We start from the raw sequence: 15,688 nt of genomic DNA, 5'->3' as shown, positions 1-15,688 counted from the left end.
AGCCGCGGGACGAGACCGGGTCAGAACGGATAATGCTGGCCAGGGTCCTCGATCGTCACCCAACGCAGATCGGTGAACTCGGCGATCGACGCCTTGCCGCCAAAGCGGCCATAGCCCGAGCCCTTGACGCCACCGAACGGCATCTGCGCCTCGTCGCCGACGGTCGGTCCGTTGATGTGGCAGATGCCGGCCTCGATGCGCGCGGCGACCGCCATGGCGCGCTTGATGTCGCGGCTGAACACGGCTGACGACAGGCCGTACTCGGTGTCGTTGGCGACGCGGATGGCCTCATCCTCGCCCTTCACCCGGATCACCGGCTTGACCGGCCCAAAAGATTCTTCCGCATAGACGCGCATCGCTGGCGTGACATGGTCGAGCAGCGTTGCCTCGACAACCGTGCCGGTGCGCTTGCCGCCGGCGGCAAGCCTAGCCCCCTTGGCGACGGCGTCCGCGACGAGCTCCTCCATCTTGTCGGCGGCCTGGCTGCTGATCAGCGAGCCCAGCACGACATGGCCGCGCGGGTCACCTGCCGGCAGCTTCGATGCGCGCGCAGCCAGCTTGGAAACGAATTCGTCAGCGATTTTTTCATCGACGATCAGCCGTTCGGTCGACATGCAGATCTGGCCCTGATGCATGAAGGCGCCGAAGGTGGCGGCATTGACCGCGGCGTCGATGTCGGCGTCGTCCAGTACCAGCAGCGGTGCCTTGCCGCCGAGCTCGAGCAGCGCCGGCTTCAGATGCCGGCCGGCAAGCTCGGCGATGATCCGCCCGACCTTGGTCGAGCCGGTGAAATTGACGCGCTTGACGGCAGGGTGCGCGACCAGCGTCTCGACGATACCGGCGGCGTCCCTGGGGTCATTGGTGACGACATTGATGACGCCCTTGGGCAGGCCGGCTTCGACCAGCACCTGGCCGATCAGCCGGTGCGTGCCGGGGCACATTTCCGAAGCTTTCAGCACCACCGTGTTGCCGCAGGCGATCGGCATGGCGACGGCGCGGGTACCGAGGATGACCGGCGCATTCCACGGCGCGATACCAAGGCACACGCCCGCGGGTTGGCGGATCGCCATCGCCAGCGTGCCCGGCTTGTCCGAGGGGATGATTTCGCCAGAGATCTGCGTCGTCATCGCTGCTGCCTCGCGCAGCATGTTGGCCGCCAGCATGACGTTGAAGCCCGCCCAGGGGCCGGTAGCCCCGGTCTCTTCCATCATCAATTTGGTGAACTCGCCGACCTTGGAGGCCATGACGTCAGCCGCCTTGGACAGCAAGGCGCGGCGCTCGCCGGGACCGGTCTTCGACCAGGTCGCGAAGGCAGCGGCAGCGGCTTCGACGGCTGCATTGGCGTCGGCTACGCTTGCCGCCGCGGCGCGTGTCGCCAGTTTGCCGGTGAACGGGTCCATGCGCTCGTAGGAGGCCGAGCCGGCCGCATCCCTTTTGTCGCCGTCGATCAGAAGTCCGATATCCATGATGGTCTCCCTTCGCTCCATCGGGAGCGCGCTCATTGAATTAGAAGCCGAACATTTCGGCATTGATCGACGCTTCGAGGCCACCGTCAACCGGCACGTTGGCACCGTTGATCCAGCGCGCGCCGTCCGAGCACAGGAGCAGCACGACCGGCGCGATGTCGCCCGACGTGCCGGCGCGGCCGACCCTTGCAATGTCGCTGTCGACGCGGGCATCGCCAAGCACGGTTCGGAACTGTTTCAGGATCGGCGTCTCGACCGGTCCGGGGCTGACCGCATTGACGCGGATGCCGCGGCGTTTGAACAGATCCTGATGCGCCGCGCGGAAAGTCCACAGCAGCAGCAACTCCTTGGAAACGGGATAGCCCTCCTCGTTCCTGACGGCATGCGTGCGGACCACATCGGCGACATCGGGAAAACCCTCGATGGCGACCATCGAGGCGGCGCGGTTGAGATTGGCGCGCCAACCATAGCCGGCAATCGAGGCGACGTTGACGATGGCGCCGCCTTCGCGAAGCCGTGGCGCAACGCCCTCCGAGAGTGCCCGCAGCCCGAAGAAATTGACCGCCAAAGTCGAGGCCGCACCGGTGCTGCCGGAGAGCCCGGCGACATTGCAGAGCGCATCGATCCGCTGCGGCAGACGCGCGATCAACTCGTCGACACCGGCCTTCGACGAGATATCGGCTTTGACGAAACTGCCGACGGCTGCCGCCGGCTCGCGGACATCGACGCCGATGACGTCGGCGCCGAGTTGGCCGGCGAGCTCCGCCGTGCGGGCGCCAATGCCGGAGGCGACACCGGTGATGAGGATGGTCTTGCCGAAAAGCATGGTCATGCCTTCTCCTGATGCTGCGTGGTTTGCCGCGGCAGGGGCGCGTCGCCGTCGAGCGCTGTTGTCGGATTTCCCGGGAACCTGACGCGGTAGCCGACCGGCAGCAGGTGCAGGCCAAAGCGCTCCTCGATCGTCCCCCACAGGCCGCGCGGCAGGAAAAGCGAGAACAGCACGGCGGTGGCGCCGAGGCCGACGAGATACCAGACGCCGGTGCCGCCGAACCAGGTCTCGATCAGGAAGAAAACCAGCGCGCCGAGGATGGCGCCCTCGAACGTGCCGATGCCGCCGACCAGCACCATGAAGATCATGTAGGCGGTCCACTGCACGTTGAAGTAGGTCTTCGGCTGGAAGGTTATCGAGGTCGCCAGCCACAGCGCGCCGGCAATGCCGATGCCGAAGGCGGCAAGCACGAACAAAAGCCGCTTGGTGCCGGTGACGCGCACGCCGACCGAGGCGGCCGCATCCTCATTGTCGCGGATGGCGCGGATGGCGGCACCAGTGCTGCCGCGCAGCAGGCCGAACAGGATGGCGAGCAGTGCCGTCATCGACGCCAGCGCCAGCCAGTAGATGACAGTCCGCCTGGTGCCAGTGTCGTAGACGTTGAGCGAGATCAGCGAGGTGCCGGTCTCGCCTTGCACCAGCCGGTCGAGGTTGACCAGCAGATGCGTCAGCGCCGCGATCACCCACATGCCGATGGCGAACTCGCCGTTCCTCAAGCGCAGCATGAACAGCGACAGCGGCCAGGAGACGATGCCGACAATGACCGCCGAAACGAAGAGCGAAGCGAAAGGGTTGAGGCCGGCATCGGCGAGCCGGATGGCGAAATAGGCGCCGAGCCCGAAGAACACCTGCTGGCCGACCGAGACCAGGCCGCCAAAGCCGGCCAGCGCGTTCCACATCGCCGCCAGGATCACATAGATGAACAGCGCCGTCATGCGGTCGACCGCGCCGGCCGACAGGAACTGCGGTGCGGTTGCGAGCAGCGCGATGATGATCACGACCGCGATCGCCGCGATCCGCGACGTCGTCGTGCCGCGTTCGATAATGGGCGACGGCGAGGCGGCGCTCATGACGCGCTCCGCGAAGGCAGCCGCAGCAGGCCACGCAGGCCGAGGCCGGATGCCGAGAGCCGCACGAACAGAACGATGAGGAAGATCGCGTGGCCGCCAATCAGGAAACCTTGCGGATGCACTTGCGCGCCGAGTGTCTGGGCAAGCGCCAGCACGATGCCGCCGATCAGCGTCCCCCACAGCGAACCGGCGCCGCCGATCACAGCCGCCTCGAAGGCAAACAGCAATTGCGGCGCGCCGGCATAGGGATCGAAGGTGGCGCGCATACCGAGGAAGGCACCGGCAAGCCCGACCGTGACCATGGCGATGGCAGCGGCGATGGCGTTGGCGCGGCGCGCATCGACACCGACCAGGCCGGCTGTGTCGGGATCCTCCGAAGTGGCTCGGATCGAGCGCCCGAGCCGGGTGCGGGTGAGGAACAGCTGCAGCCCGCCAAGCAGGATCACGGCGCTGGCGAACATGATCACGGCGAGCTTGCCGACATAGATGCTGCCCGGCCATTCCCACGAATCATAGGACAGGCTGCCGATATAGGGCGCCAGCGAGCGCGTATCGGCGCCGAACTGCTCGAACAGCATGTTGTCGATGACGATGGCCAGCCCAAACGTGGTCAGGATCGGCAGCAACGCCCCGCCGCGCGCGCTGCGCTCGAGCAGGAAGCGCTGCAGCGCCCAGCCGATCGCTGCCATCAAAGGCAGCACGATGAGCAGGCCGACAAAGGGCGATATATGGAACCGCGAGGCCAGCCACCACAGCGCAAAGGCAGCGAACACTGCCAGGCTGCCATGGGCGAGGTTGATGATGCGCATCACCGAAAACATGAAAGACAGGCCGCAGGCGATCAGCGCGTAGTAGCCGCCGAGCAAAATGCCCTGGATGATCTGGTTGCTCATGCCGGAACGCTCCCGGAACTTTTCCGGTGCAGGCCGAAATAGGCTTTCGTCACCTCGTCACGCGAAACCGCCTTGCTGGACCCCTCCAGCGCGACACGGCCCTCGAGCATGCAGATCACCCTGTCGGATACCGAAAGCGCGCGGTTGAGGTCCTGCTCGACGAGAATGATCGTCGTGCCGGAAGCGATCAATCCCTGCAGTGCCGCATAGACCCGGTCGACGACCAGCGGCGACAGGCCGAGCGAAACCTCGTCGAGCAAAAGCACGTCCGGATTGCTCATCAGCGCCCGGCCGATCGCCGTAGCCTGCTGCTCGCCGCCCGACAGATGGCCCGTCCTGGCGTGGCGGCGCGGTTTCAGATTGGGGAACATCTCAAGCACTCTGTCGACGCTCCAGTCGCCCGCCCGGCCGGCGGTCTTGCCGAGCAGAAGGTTTTCCTCGACCGTCATCTGCACGAAGAGTTTTCGCCCCTCCGGCACCAGCGCGATGCCCATGCCGACGCGCCGGTGCGAGGGCACGTTGGTGAGGTCGGCGCCGTCCAGCAGCACGCGGCCGGCAGCTGGCTGGTGCGCACCGGCGATTGCCCGGAGTAGCGTCGTCTTGCCGGCGCCATTGGCGCCGACCAGCGCCAGCGTCTCGCCGCGCTCGATGCTGAAACTCACCCCGCGCACGGCCTGCAGCAGGCCATGCCGGACAACCAGATCCTCGACGGACAGCAGGCTCATTTCGGGCCTCCGCCGAGATAGGCGCGGACGACCTCCGGATCGGCCATGACGGCTTGCGGCTCGCCGTCGGCGATGATCTTTCCCGCATCCATGCAGATCAGTCGCTCGGCCACCTGCAGCAGGATGTGGACGATATGCTCGATCCAGACGATGCCGATCTTGCGCCGGCGCAACTCCTTGATCGTGTCGACAAGTTCACCGGCTTCGCCATCGGTCAAGCCGCCGCCGATTTCGTCGAGCAGAAGCAGTGTCGGTCTGGCGGCCAGCGCGCGCGCCAGCTCCAGCCGCTTGCGGTCGAGCAGGCCGAGTGTCTCGGCCCGCCGGTTGGCGACACCCAGCATGCCGCACAGCTTCAGCGAGCCGAGCGCCTCCTCATAGGCTTCGTCGCGGCCAAGGCCGGCGCCATGCGAGGCGGCGACGAAGACATTCTCGAAAGTGGTCATGCCGCTGAATGGTTTGGGCACCTGATGCGTGCGCACCAGCCCAAGCCGGCAGCGCTGGGTGGCCGGCAACGTCGTAACGTCGCCGCCCTTGAAGCGGACTGTGCCCGCACTCGGCGGAAAGGCGCCTGCGAGCACGCTGAGCAGCGTCGTCTTGCCGGCGCCGTTCGGGCCGACAATGCCGACCGCCTCGTCCGCGCCCATGGTGAAGTCGACGGCATCCAGCACCACCAGCGCGCCGAAGCGCTTGTGGATGCCGGTGGCGGCGAGAACAGCCTGTTGTTGCGGATGGGTCACCCGGCGGTCCTCGTCAGCGGTCCGTCAGCCGTTGTAAGGCAGAAGCTTGGCTTCGACAGGCACCTTCGGGTCGGTGGCGTTCTCGGTCACGACATAGTCGAGCGGGAATTTCGAGCCTTCCTTGGCGGCGACCCACTGTGTGCCGATGATCGGGCCGGGCGAGACATTGGCCACGGGGCCACTGGTGAAGTCGACCTTGCCGATCATCGTCTCGGTCTTCAGCGTGCTCAGCGCCTTGGCCACGGCAGCCTTGTCCTTGGCGTCGGTGCTGGCCTTCAGTGCCTCGAAACCGGCGTCGAGCAGCGACATCGAGGCGCCGAGTTGCTGCGTCCACTGCTTGCCGCTTGCCGCCTCATAGCCGTCGGCCAACTCCGTGCCAGAAACACCGGTCAGCGGTGACTTGTAGGGGAAAGCCTTGTGCCAGTAGGCGGCGCTCGAAATCTTCACGCCGAGGTCGCCGAGCGCTTCGATATCGGACGGGAACAGCCCGGTCTTGGCCACCTGGCAGATCTTGATCTGCTTGATCAGCCCTTGCTGCGCCGCCTGCCGCCAGAAGGCCGCGAAATCCGGCGGGATCGGGAAGGAGTTGAAGATCTCGACGCCTTCCTGCTTGAACAGCGCGATCTGCGAGGAATAGTCGGTGGTGCCGGTCTCGTAGGCACCCGGATCGACAATCGTAAAACCTTGCTTGGCCAGAAGCGGCGCCAGATTGGCGCGGATGGCGTTGCCATCGGCGTCGTTGGGATACATGACGCCGACCTTCTTGTTGGTCTCGATCAGGTTCCACTGCGAGATGTAGGTCTTGAAGAACTCGCCAACGCCGAAGCCGAAATGATAGGTCCATTTGAACGGCGAGGGCGCGCCGGGTTTGGCGCCACGGCCGAAATACCAGGCTTCCCATGGCATGACAGTCGAAAGGCACGGCACGCCGGCGGCTTCGCAGGCGTCGGCCACCGGATTGATCACCTCAGGCGTCGACACCGCCAGCATCAGGTCGATCGCCTGGTTGTTGATCAGGTCCTTGGTCAGCTGGCCGGCGCGGGAAGGATCCGATTGCGTATCCTGGTCGAGGATTTCGACACTGTATTTCTTGCCGCCAATGTCGAGGCCACCGGCCAGCGCCTTGCGGGCGAGATCGAGCACATAGCCGTCGGTCTGGCCGAAGCCGGCCAGCGGTCCGGTGCGCGGACTGACAAAGCCGACCTTGAGCGTGCCGGCTGCCTGGGCGAAGGCCTTGCCGCCGAGCGCGAGTGCCGCGCCGCCGGCCATCGAAGTGGCGACAAACTGGCGCCGCGAAATGCCGCGAACACTGGATTTTCTACCGATGGAATAGGTCATGCGTTCCTCCCTCTGTGGCTCCTCCATCGGCACAGTGCACCAGCGTTTTGGTTTGGTAAAATGATATTTTGCGGTGTTTCATTAACCCTGGAGTTAGTGGATCTATGAGGAGGACGGAGCCAGTCTGACCAGTCGATGCCTCAGCTCCCCGATCCGGCCGCCTCGCGAATGGTTTGCAGCAGGATGGTGAAGGCCGGCGAGGGGGCGGTGTCCGTGCGCATCGTCAGGCCGACCGGCCCCTTGGTTTCGTCGGTGTCGACCGGCAAGGGGACGAAGGCGCCGTTGGCGATCTCGTTGGCGACCACGCCGGCCGAAATGATCCACACCGCATTGCTCTGCCGCATGAAGGAGCGGCCGAAAGAGTCCGAGACGGTTTCGATCTCGGTAGCCGGCGCTGTCATGCCGTTGGTGATGAACAGGCGGTCGACAAAGGGGCGGATGACGGATTCCCGGGTCGGCATCAACACCGGGAATTCGTCGAGCCTCGCGAAGATGTCCGCGCCCGGTTCCAGCAGCGGATGTCCGGCCCGCACGACAAACAGCACCTGTTCGGAGTAAAGATGCTCGAAGAAGAAGCCGGTCATGTTTTCGGGCGCCGCCAGCCGTCCGACGACGAGATCGAGCGCGCCGGTGCGCAATTGTTCGAGCAGCACGGCGTTCTCGCCGGTGACGATCTTGATCGCGGCGCCGGTGTTTTCCGCGAGGAACAGGCTCATGGCCCGCGGCATGACCTTCGCCGACACCGTCGGCAGCGCGCCGATGCGGATCGGATGGCGGTTGATGGCGCCGTCCTGGCGCACGGAATCGACGCCGCGCTTCAACGCCGTGATCGCCGAGCCGGCATGGCTAAGGAAGATCTCGCCAAGCCTCGTGACGCGGATGCCGCGCCCGTCACGCTCGACAATCGCGACGCCGAGCGCCTCTTCCAACTCGCGCAACGTCTTGGTCACCGCCGGCGCGCTGACATGCAGGAAGTCGGCGGCGCGCACCACGCTGCCTTGCCGCGCGACCTCCAGGAAGGCCTGCAGGTGACGGAACCGAATGCGGCTCTCGGCCATAGTTTGATAACCCCTGAGTTAATGGAACGGCGAAAAATATCATTTTACCGAACCAAATGCCTTGTGCAATGTGAAGATGGAGGATCGAAATCGTGCCATTCGTCACAATCGGCGGCATCACGCTGCACCATCGCCAGATCAAGGCGACCGGCAAGGCGCGCCCGATCATATTCATCAATTCGCTGGGCACCGACTTCCGGATCTGGGACGATATCGTTGCGGCGCTTGATGGCGAAATGCCCTTGATGGTCTATGACAAGCGCGGCCATGGGCTATCCGACATTGGCGACATCAGGTCGATCGACGATCATGTCGACGACCTAGCGGGGCTGATCGATCATTTCGGGTTGGAGGATGTCGTGCTGTGCGGCCTGTCGGTCGGCGGCATGATCGCGCAAGGTCTCTATGCCAGGCGGCCGGAGAGCGTCGCGGCCATGATCCTGTGCGACACGGCCCACAAGATCGGTACCAACGAGAGCTGGAACACGCGCATCGCGACGGTCGAACGCAGCGGCATCCAAGCGATTGCCGACGGTGTGCTGAAGGTGTGGTTCACTCCGACCTTCCATACCGCGCGGATGGCCGAGCTTGACGGCTATTGGAACATGATGACCCGCCAGGCGGTCGCCGGCTACGTCGGCACCTGCGCGGCGGTTCGCGACGCGGATTTCACTGATGCCGCACGCCGCGTCGCCGTGCCAACGCTCTGCGTTGCCGGCGACCAGGATGGCTCGACACCTCCCGATCTCGTCCGCTCGCTGGCCGACCTGATCCCCGGTTCGCGTTTCGAGATCATCCGCGACGCCGGGCACATTCCTTGCGTTGAACAACCCCAAGCGCTGGTCGCCTTGATCCGCGATTTTGTCGCATCGCTTGCCTCTGGAGCAGACAACCATGGATGAAGTCCCCGGCAACGCAGCCAGATATCGCACGGGTCTCGCGGTGCGGCGCGCCGTGCTCGGCGATCGGCATGTCGATCGGGCCGAAATTGCCGCCACCGATTTCGACCAGCCTTTCCAGGAGTTGATCACCGAGGCTGCCTGGGGGACGGTGTGGGCACGGCCGGGTTTCAGCAAGCGCGAGCGCTCGATCGTCACGCTGGCGCTGCTGGCGGCGCTCGGCCATGATGAGGAGGTCGCCCTGCATGTGCGCGCCACCGCCAACACGGGTGCCACGCGCGAAGATATCTGCGAGGCGTTCCTGCATGTCGCCATCTATGCCGGCGTGCCGGCCGCCAACCGTGCCTTCAGGATAGCCAAGGACGTGTTTTCGGAAATGGACGGAGCCGACGATGCCAGCTGAGTCCGGATCGAACCGGAGGCCCGAGACCGGCGCTTTCTTCCAGCGCGACCGGACATGGCATCCGCCGGCGCTGACGCCGGGCTACAAGAGTTCGGTGCTGCGCTCGCCGCAGAAGGCGCTTTTGTCCTTCGATAACACGCTGTCGGAAATAGCCGGACCGGTCTTCGGCCACGCCATGCTGGGTGAGCTCGACGCCGACCTGATCTACAATTTCGCCAAGCCGGGCGAGAGCGCCATTGGCGAGCGCATCATCGTCCATGGGCGGGTGCTCGACGAGCGCGGCGTTGGCGTTCCAGGCGTGCTCATTGAATTCTGGCAGGCCAATGCCGGCGGCCGTTACCGCCACAAGAAGGACGGTTATCTCGCACCGCTCGATCCGAATTTCGGCGGCTGCGGACGCACCATTACAGGCCAGGACGGCGGTTATGCCTTCCGCACCGTCAAACCCGGCCCCTATCCCTGGCCGAACGGGCCGAACGACTGGCGCCCGGCGCACATCCATTTCTCGGTCTTCGGCCATGGCTTTGCCCAGCGCCTGATCACGCAGATGTATTTCGAGGGTGACCCGCTGATCTGGAAATGCCCGATCGTGCGCGGCATCGCCGACAAGGCGGCCATCGAGGCGCTGACAGCCAGCCTCGACACGCAGGCGACGATCCCGATGGATGCGCTCGCCTACAAGTTCGACATCGTGCTGCGCGGCCGCCGCTCGTCGGTGTTCGAAAACCGGCTGGAGGGCAATTGATGGCCCAGTCGCTCGACCGGCTGAAGGAGAGCCCTTCGCAGACCGCCGGCCCTTACGTCCATATCGGGCTGACGCCGAATTTCTGCGGCATTGGCGGCGTCTATGCGAGTGACCTCGGCGCGACCATGGTCAACGACAAGACCAAGGGCGAGCGCATCGGTCTCAAGATCCGCGTGCTCGACGGCACCGGCACGCCGCTCAGGGACGCGCTGGTCGAGATCTGGCAGGCGGATGCGGACGGGCTCTACAATTCGCCGGTGGAAATGCGCGGTGCGGCCGACCCGAATTTTCAGGGCTGGGGCCGCTGTCCGACCGACATGGACACCGGCCTCTGTACCTTCGAGACGATCAAGCCGGGCCGCGTCCCGTTCAGGGATGGCAGCCTGATGGCACCGCATATCACGCTGTGGATCGTCGCGCGCGGCATCAATCTCGGCCTGCACACGCGGCTCTATTTCTCGGACGAGGAAAAGGCCAATGCCGGGGATCCGATCCTGGCGCGCATCGAACATCGCGTCCGCGTGCCGACGCTGATTGCCGAGCGCCAGGGCGACACCTACGTCTTCGACGTCCATCTCCAGGGGGAGAAGGAAACGGTCTTCTTCGACAGCTGATGCTCAGGAGATCAGAGCCATGACCGTATCGCCCTTCGACCATCCGCTGCTGTCCGCTCTCCTTGGTGACGAGGAGGCATCGAGGCATTTTTCCGTCGAGGCGGAGATCGAGGCGGCGCTGGCGTTCGAGCGGGCGCTGGCAGAAGCCGAGGCCGAGTGCGGCCTTGTCACCGCGGACGCGAAGGCTGCGATCGTAACGGCATTGGCCTCGTTCCGGCCGGATACCGCTTTGCTGCGGGCAGGCGTCGCCAAAGACGGCGTCATGGTTCCGGAACTGGTGCGCCAGATCAGGGTGGCGGTAGGCGAACCGCATGGCCAGCAAGTGCATTTCGGCGCCACCAGCCAGGACGTCATCGACACGAGCCTGATGCTTCGGCTGAAATCCCTCGTCGAGCACCTCGGCCTGCTGCTGACCGAGACCATCATACGGCTCGCCTCGCTGGAGGACCGCTTTGGGGACAGGGCGCTGACCGGCATGACGCGCATGCAGCCGGCAATTCCAGTCCGGGTGGCGGATCGCGTGACGGCATGGCGGGCACCGCTGCAACGGCATCAGCAAAGACTGTCGGAGCAGGTGAGGCGCCTGCTGGTGGTGCAGTTCGGCGGTGCCGCCGGCACGCTGGAAAAGCTTGGCGACAAGGGCCCGGCGGTACGCGCCGCGCTTGCCCCGAAACTCGGCCTTGCCGATGCGCCGCAATGGCATAGCCAACGTGATGCGCTCGTCGATTTCGCTGGCTGGCTGTCGCTGCTGACCGGCAGTCTCGGCAAGTTCGGCCAGGACATCGCGCTGATGGCGCAAGGCGGTGCCGACATTGCGCTCTCCGGCGGCGGCGGCTCATCGGCGATGCCGCACAAGCAGAACCCGGTGAAGGCCGAGGCGCTGGTGGCGCTGGCCCGCTTCAACGCCACGCAGCTTGCCGGCATGCATCAGGCCCTGGTGCATGAGCAGGAGCGCTCCGGCGCGGCGTGGGCGCTGGAATGGCTGCTGCTGCCGCAAATGGCTGTCGCCACTGCCACGTCGTTGCGCCTCGCCGCCGAACTCACTGCACAGATCGAAAGCCTCGGGCACTAGTGTATGTCGTCCAAAAGTGCGCAGCGGTTTTGGGAGTAACGACATGCACAAGAATATGCGTACCCAGATCGTTATTGTCGGCTCCGGACCGTCCGGCTTGCTGCTCGGCCAGCTTCTGGCCGGCATCGGCGTCGAGACGGTCATCCTCGAACGCTCGAGCCGCGAGCACGTGCTTGGCCGCGTGCGGGCAGGGGTTCTGGAGCAAGGCACCGTCGAATTGCTGGAAGAGGCAGGTAGCGCCGCAAGGCTGCATGCGGAAGGCTTGCCGCATTCCGGCATCTCGCTCGCCTTCGACGGGCGCCTGCACCGGATCGACCTTTCCGCGCTGACCGACGGCAAGCATGTCACTGTCTATGGCCAGACCGAAGTGACGCATGATCTGATGGACAAGCGCGAGGCGGCCGGGCTCGTCACCGTCTACGAGGCGTCTGATGTCGCGCTGCACGATTTCGATGGCGACGCGCCTTTTGTCACCTATGCCAAGGACGGCGTCTCCCATCGAATCGACTGCGACTTCATCGCCGGCTGTGATGGTTATCACGGCGTCAGCCGCAAATCGGTGCCGGAGCGTGCCCTGAAGACCTTCGAGCGGCAGTATCCGTTCGGCTGGCTCGGCGTGCTGGCCGAAGTGCCGCCGGCCGATCACGAACTGGTCTATGCCAATCACGAGCGGGGTTTTGCCCTGTGCTCGATGCGCTCGACGCACCGCAGCCGCTACTATGTCCAGTGCCCGCAGGATGATCGCGTGGAGGCCTGGTCTGACGACCGCTTCTGGGACGAGTTGCGCCGCCGTTTGCCGGAACCGACGGCGGCAAGCGTCACCATCGGGCCTTCTTTTGAAAAGTCGATCGCGCCGCTGCGCTCCTTCGTTGCTGAACCTATGCGTTTCGGCCGGCTGTTCCTGGTCGGTGACGCCGCCCACATCGTGCCGCCGACCGGCGCCAAGGGCCTCAACCTCGCCGCCAGCGATGTACGCTATCTCTTTGCCGGGTTGCGCGACTTCTACACAGAAAAGTCCGAAGCCGGCATCGAAGCCTATTCGCAAAAGGCGCTGGCGCGGGTGTGGAAGGCCGTGCGTTTTTCCTGGTGGATGACGACCATGCTGCACCGCTTTCCCGACACCGGAGACTTCGGCCAGCGCATCCAGGAAGCCGAGCTCGACTACCTCGTGCACTCATGCGCCGCATCGACCGCGCTCGCCGAAAACTATGTCGGACTGCCTTACTGACCGGCGCCCAACAATCGAGCCGCTACCGCCCCAAGAGATTGCGCTCGACGGTTCTGAGATGCGCCAGCATGGCCTGGCTGGCGCTTTCTGGGTCACGGCGCAGCAGCGCGTCGAGAACAGCCTGGTGCTCGTTGCAATAGATAGCGCGGCGCTCCTCTGAAAAGGAGCGCTTCTTCATTTCGAACCATGGCGCCTGATTGCGCAGGATGCGCATCAGATTGTGGATCTCCTTGAGGAAGTCGTTGCGTGAGCAGGCAAAGATGCGGTGGTGGAACTCCGCATCCCAGTGCTCGAAGGTCGGCATGTCCTGTGATTCCGACGCGATCTTGTGCGCCTCGCGCACCGCGTTGAGCTCCATGGCGCTCGCATTGGTGGCGGCGAAGGCCGCCGCCGCCGGCTCCAGCAACTGCCTGATCTCCATCATGTCGGCCGGGCTGGTGCCTTCCATCCGGCCGACAACCGCCGCCATCGAGGTCGGATTGGCGGCGGTCAGAAACGTGCCGCGCCCGACATGCCGCACCACGGTACCGTCATCCTCAAGAAAGGAGACGGCGCGCCGCACCGTGTTGCGCGCCACGCCGAATTCACTCGCCAGATCGCGCTCCGGCGGCATGCGGCCGTTCTCGATCCATTCGCCGGAAGAAATGCGTTTCTTCAGTGCGGTGGCGATATCGCTGGCGACGAGCTTTGGCATGTCCGGCACCTTTATCTGATCCGATACTGAACCATTGATAGCAGTTCCAGCCATCTCCGTCCATCACATGGTCCCCGTCGACATCCCTTTAGACCGTGGGGATAGCCACCAAAATCCTTTTGGTATGACCAGGCCAGAATCCTCTTGCAGGCTAAACCAATCAGCGATAGCGTGTAACAAAAGAGCGAATAATTGGCTCAATATTGGTTCAGGGAGGAAGGAAATGCGGGTCGCGACTTTTTCGATCGCCGGCGAACGTCGCGTGGGTCTTGTCGATCTCGATGCCCAGACCATTGCTCCCTTCGATTTCTCCGTCGACCAGGCCAAATCAGGCATTCTGGCGCTGATCGAGCGTAACGGCACCGGGCTGCCGCGCACGCTCTCGCCGATTCCGCTCGCGCAGGTCGAGATCGAAGCGCCGATTCCGCGGCCGCGCCGCAACATTTTCTGCGTCGGCAAGAACTATCACGAGCACGCGCATGAGTTCGCCCGCAGCGGTTTCGATTCGAGCGCCGGCGCCGGCGCTATCCCCAAGCATCCGATCATCTTCTCGAAGGTGCCGGAATCGGTGGTCGCCAACCATGCCAGCGTGCTGATCGATCCCTCCGTCTCGACGGCCGTCGACTACGAGGCGGAACTCGCCGTCATCATCGGCAAGGGCGGGCGCGGCATTTCCAGGGAAAACGCGCTCGATCACGTCTGGGGCTACACCATCGTCAACGACGTCACCGCGCGCGACCTGCAGGGCAAGTACAGCCAGTGGCTGATCGGCAAATCGCAGGACACGTTCTGCCCGATGGGGCCATGGGCGGTGACCAGGGATGAACTCGATCTGGCGACCGCCGGTATCAGGTGTTTCGTCAACGAGGATCTGCGCCAGGACTCTAGCATCTCGCTGCTGATCTTCGACATCCCGACCATCATCGCGACGCTGTCGCAAGGCATCACGCTGAAGCCCGGCGACATCATCGCCACCGGCACGCCGGTCGGGGTCGGCATCGGTTTCGATCCGCCAAAATACCTCAAGGCCGGCGACGTCGTGCGTATCGAGATCGATGGCATCGGCACGTTGGAAAACCCTTTCGCGGAGCATGCGCAATGACCACGGTGACGGTTGGCCAAGTGGTTGCCGAAGTCGTCGGCGAGGGTCCTGCCGTGGTGATGATCCACGGCCTCGGCGGAACGTCGAACATGTTCCAGCCGCAGATGACGGCACTTTCCGGCTATCGCGTCATCCGGCTCGACCTGCCGGGCTCCGGCCGCTCGCCGCGCCCGATCGAACCGCTGGCCATCGAAGGGATGAGCGAGGCCGTGATCCGCGCCATGGCGGGCATGGGCGTTTCCTCAGCGCATTTCGTCGGCCATTCGATGGGCACCATCGTCTGCCAGCAGATCGCCGCGACGCAGCCCTCGCTGGTCAGATCGCTGACACTGTTCGGCGCACTGGCGGAGCCGGCCGAAGCGACCAGGCAAGGGCTCGCCAACCGGGCACGGCTGGCGCGTTCCGGCGGCATGGCCGACATCGCCGACCAGATCGTCGCCAACGCGATTTCGGCGCACACCCGGGAAACCTCGCCGGCGGCCGTCGCCTTCGTGCGAGAATCGATCACCCGGCAGGATCCGGAATCCTATGCTCGCACTTGCGAGGCGCTGGCCAAGGCGACCGCCGTCGACGCGCGCCGCATCTCGGCGCCGACTTTGCTGGTCACCGGCGATGCCGACACGGTCAACCCGCAAGGGGTCGCCCAGGCGCTTGCCGACAAGATCAAGGGCGCCGTATTCGCGTCGCTGGATCGGTGCGGGCACTGGGCCACGGTGGAAAGCCCGCGTGACAGCAGCCAGAAGCTGGCCGATTTTTTGAGACGGGTTGATAGGTGAGAATTTTCGATCGGGCGTAAGACTATGCGCTCGGCAAGT

17 protein-coding genes are annotated in these 15,688 nt (G+C 64.8%); 8 read left to right on the top strand and 9 right to left on the bottom strand.

All coding sequences use genetic code 11. The annotated features are described in order from the left end of the window. Positions 1-20 precede the first annotated feature (20 nt). From EB233_RS25895 to pcaQ, 8 genes are all read right to left on the bottom strand, one after another. Positions 21-1,466, bottom strand: coding sequence for an aldehyde dehydrogenase (locus tag EB233_RS25895; RefSeq protein ID WP_064988753.1), 1,446 nt, complete (start codon positions 1,464-1,466; stop codon positions 21-23). A gap of 40 nt (positions 1,467-1,506) precedes the next feature. Next, positions 1,507-2,292, bottom strand: a complete 786-nt coding sequence (locus tag EB233_RS25890) for a coniferyl-alcohol dehydrogenase (protein ID WP_064988754.1) — start codon at positions 2,290-2,292, stop codon at positions 1,507-1,509. A 2-nt stretch (positions 2,293-2,294) separates the two neighbouring features. Further along, positions 2,295-3,365, bottom strand: a complete 1,071-nt coding sequence (locus EB233_RS25885) for a branched-chain amino acid ABC transporter permease (protein ID WP_064987963.1) — start codon at positions 3,363-3,365, stop codon at positions 2,295-2,297. Further along, a complete protein-coding gene (locus EB233_RS25880) occupies positions 3,362-4,258 on the bottom strand; it encodes a branched-chain amino acid ABC transporter permease (RefSeq protein WP_027055890.1) in 897 nt (298 codons plus the stop codon). Before EB233_RS25880 ends, EB233_RS25885 begins: the two co-directional genes overlap by 4 nt. Next, positions 4,255-4,983 carry an ABC transporter ATP-binding protein gene (locus EB233_RS25875; protein WP_064987964.1) on the bottom strand — a complete coding sequence of 243 codons (729 nt, stop codon included), beginning with the start codon at positions 4,981-4,983 and terminating at the stop codon, positions 4,255-4,257. The genes EB233_RS25880 and EB233_RS25875 overlap by 4 nt, the downstream gene beginning before the upstream one ends. Further along, on the bottom strand, positions 4,980-5,627 hold the full coding sequence (locus EB233_RS25870; protein ID WP_244277611.1) for an ABC transporter ATP-binding protein: 648 nt from the start codon (positions 5,625-5,627) through the stop codon (positions 4,980-4,982). Before EB233_RS25870 ends, EB233_RS25875 begins: the two co-directional genes overlap by 4 nt. Positions 5,628-5,744: 117 nt before the next feature. Further along, positions 5,745-7,058 (bottom strand): ABC transporter substrate-binding protein, encoded by a 1,314-nt coding sequence (locus EB233_RS25865; protein WP_064988755.1) that lies wholly within the window; start codon positions 7,056-7,058, stop codon positions 5,745-5,747. 140 nt (positions 7,059-7,198) lie between these two features. Further along, a complete protein-coding gene (pcaQ, locus tag EB233_RS25860) occupies positions 7,199-8,116 on the bottom strand; it encodes a pca operon transcription factor PcaQ (RefSeq protein ID WP_064987966.1) in 918 nt (305 codons plus the stop codon). 92 nt (positions 8,117-8,208) lie between these two features. On the opposite strand from pcaQ, the gene pcaD reads away from it, so the two are divergent. Genes pcaD through pobA form a run of 6 tightly spaced genes read left to right on the top strand, consistent with a single transcriptional unit; the run spans position 8,209 to position 13,077 of the window. Continuing rightward, positions 8,209-9,018 (top strand): 3-oxoadipate enol-lactonase, encoded by an 810-nt coding sequence (gene pcaD, locus EB233_RS25855; protein ID WP_064987967.1) that lies wholly within the window; start codon positions 8,209-8,211, stop codon positions 9,016-9,018. Next, positions 9,011-9,418 (top strand): 4-carboxymuconolactone decarboxylase, encoded by a 408-nt coding sequence (pcaC, locus tag EB233_RS25850; protein WP_027055884.1) that lies wholly within the window; start codon positions 9,011-9,013, stop codon positions 9,416-9,418. The genes pcaD and pcaC overlap by 8 nt, the downstream gene beginning before the upstream one ends. Then, positions 9,408-10,163, top strand: a complete 756-nt coding sequence (gene pcaH, locus EB233_RS25845) for a protocatechuate 3,4-dioxygenase subunit beta (protein WP_064987968.1) — start codon at positions 9,408-9,410, stop codon at positions 10,161-10,163. Before pcaC ends, pcaH begins: the two co-directional genes overlap by 11 nt. Next, on the top strand, positions 10,163-10,777 hold the full coding sequence (gene pcaG, locus EB233_RS25840) for a protocatechuate 3,4-dioxygenase subunit alpha (protein WP_027055882.1): 615 nt from the start codon (positions 10,163-10,165) through the stop codon (positions 10,775-10,777). Before pcaH ends, pcaG begins: the two co-directional genes overlap by 1 nt. A 19-nt stretch (positions 10,778-10,796) precedes the next feature. Beyond that, positions 10,797-11,849 (top strand): 3-carboxy-cis,cis-muconate cycloisomerase, encoded by a 1,053-nt coding sequence (locus EB233_RS25835; protein ID WP_064987969.1) that lies wholly within the window; start codon positions 10,797-10,799, stop codon positions 11,847-11,849. Positions 11,850-11,904: 55 nt separating this feature from the next. After that, the gene (pobA, locus tag EB233_RS25830; protein ID WP_064988756.1) at positions 11,905-13,077 is read left to right on the top strand and encodes a 4-hydroxybenzoate 3-monooxygenase; all 1,173 of its coding nucleotides are present in this window, start codon (positions 11,905-11,907) and stop codon (positions 13,075-13,077) included. 22 nt (positions 13,078-13,099) lie between these two features. On the opposite strand, the gene EB233_RS25825 is transcribed toward pobA, so the two are convergent. Next, positions 13,100-13,771, bottom strand: coding sequence for a FadR/GntR family transcriptional regulator (locus tag EB233_RS25825; RefSeq protein ID WP_064988757.1), 672 nt, complete (start codon positions 13,769-13,771; stop codon positions 13,100-13,102). A 223-nt stretch (positions 13,772-13,994) separates the two neighbouring features. On the opposite strand from EB233_RS25825, the gene EB233_RS25820 reads away from it, so the two are divergent. Together EB233_RS25820 and EB233_RS25815 are read left to right on the top strand one after the other, a co-directional pair. Next, a complete protein-coding gene (locus EB233_RS25820; RefSeq protein WP_064987970.1) occupies positions 13,995-14,873 on the top strand; it encodes a fumarylacetoacetate hydrolase family protein in 879 nt (292 codons plus the stop codon). After that, the gene (locus tag EB233_RS25815) at positions 14,870-15,649 is read left to right on the top strand and encodes an alpha/beta fold hydrolase (RefSeq protein WP_064987971.1); all 780 of its coding nucleotides are present in this window, start codon (positions 14,870-14,872) and stop codon (positions 15,647-15,649) included. Before EB233_RS25820 ends, EB233_RS25815 begins: the two co-directional genes overlap by 4 nt. Positions 15,650-15,688: the final 39 nt, after the last annotated feature.

The sequence above is a fragment of the Mesorhizobium erdmanii genome (assembly GCF_013170725.1).
GTDB classification, from domain to species: Bacteria; Pseudomonadota; Alphaproteobacteria; order Rhizobiales; family Rhizobiaceae; genus Mesorhizobium; species Mesorhizobium erdmanii.
This window is presented reverse-complemented; position numbering and strand designations above follow the sequence as displayed.

Coding starts and splice junctions, on each gene's coding strand:
- EB233_RS25895 (WP_064988753.1), bottom strand. CDS start 1,466: ATGGATATCGGACTTCTGATCGACGGCGACAAAAGGGATGCGGCCGGC.
- EB233_RS25890 (WP_064988754.1), bottom strand. CDS start 2,292: ATGCTTTTCGGCAAGACCATCCTCATCACCGGTGTCGCCTCCGGCATT.
- EB233_RS25885 (WP_064987963.1), bottom strand. CDS start 3,365: ATGAGCGCCGCCTCGCCGTCGCCCATTATCGAACGCGGCACGACGACG.
- EB233_RS25880 (WP_027055890.1), bottom strand. CDS start 4,258: ATGAGCAACCAGATCATCCAGGGCATTTTGCTCGGCGGCTACTACGCG.
- EB233_RS25875 (WP_064987964.1), bottom strand. CDS start 4,983: ATGAGCCTGCTGTCCGTCGAGGATCTGGTTGTCCGGCATGGCCTGCTG.
- EB233_RS25870 (WP_244277611.1), bottom strand. CDS start 5,627: ATGGGCGCGGACGAGGCGGTCGGCATTGTCGGCCCGAACGGCGCCGGC.
- EB233_RS25865 (WP_064988755.1), bottom strand. CDS start 7,058: ATGACCTATTCCATCGGTAGAAAATCCAGTGTTCGCGGCATTTCGCGG.
- pcaQ (WP_064987966.1), bottom strand. CDS start 8,116: ATGGCCGAGAGCCGCATTCGGTTCCGTCACCTGCAGGCCTTCCTGGAG.
- pcaC (WP_027055884.1), top strand. CDS start 9,011: ATGGATGAAGTCCCCGGCAACGCAGCCAGATATCGCACGGGTCTCGCG.
- pcaH (WP_064987968.1), top strand. CDS start 9,408: ATGCCAGCTGAGTCCGGATCGAACCGGAGGCCCGAGACCGGCGCTTTC.
- pcaG (WP_027055882.1), top strand. CDS start 10,163: ATGGCCCAGTCGCTCGACCGGCTGAAGGAGAGCCCTTCGCAGACCGCC.
- EB233_RS25835 (WP_064987969.1), top strand. CDS start 10,797: ATGACCGTATCGCCCTTCGACCATCCGCTGCTGTCCGCTCTCCTTGGT.
- pobA (WP_064988756.1), top strand. CDS start 11,905: ATGCGTACCCAGATCGTTATTGTCGGCTCCGGACCGTCCGGCTTGCTG.
- EB233_RS25825 (WP_064988757.1), bottom strand. CDS start 13,771: ATGCCAAAGCTCGTCGCCAGCGATATCGCCACCGCACTGAAGAAACGC.
- EB233_RS25820 (WP_064987970.1), top strand. CDS start 13,995: ATGCGGGTCGCGACTTTTTCGATCGCCGGCGAACGTCGCGTGGGTCTT.
- EB233_RS25815 (WP_064987971.1), top strand. CDS start 14,870: ATGACCACGGTGACGGTTGGCCAAGTGGTTGCCGAAGTCGTCGGCGAG.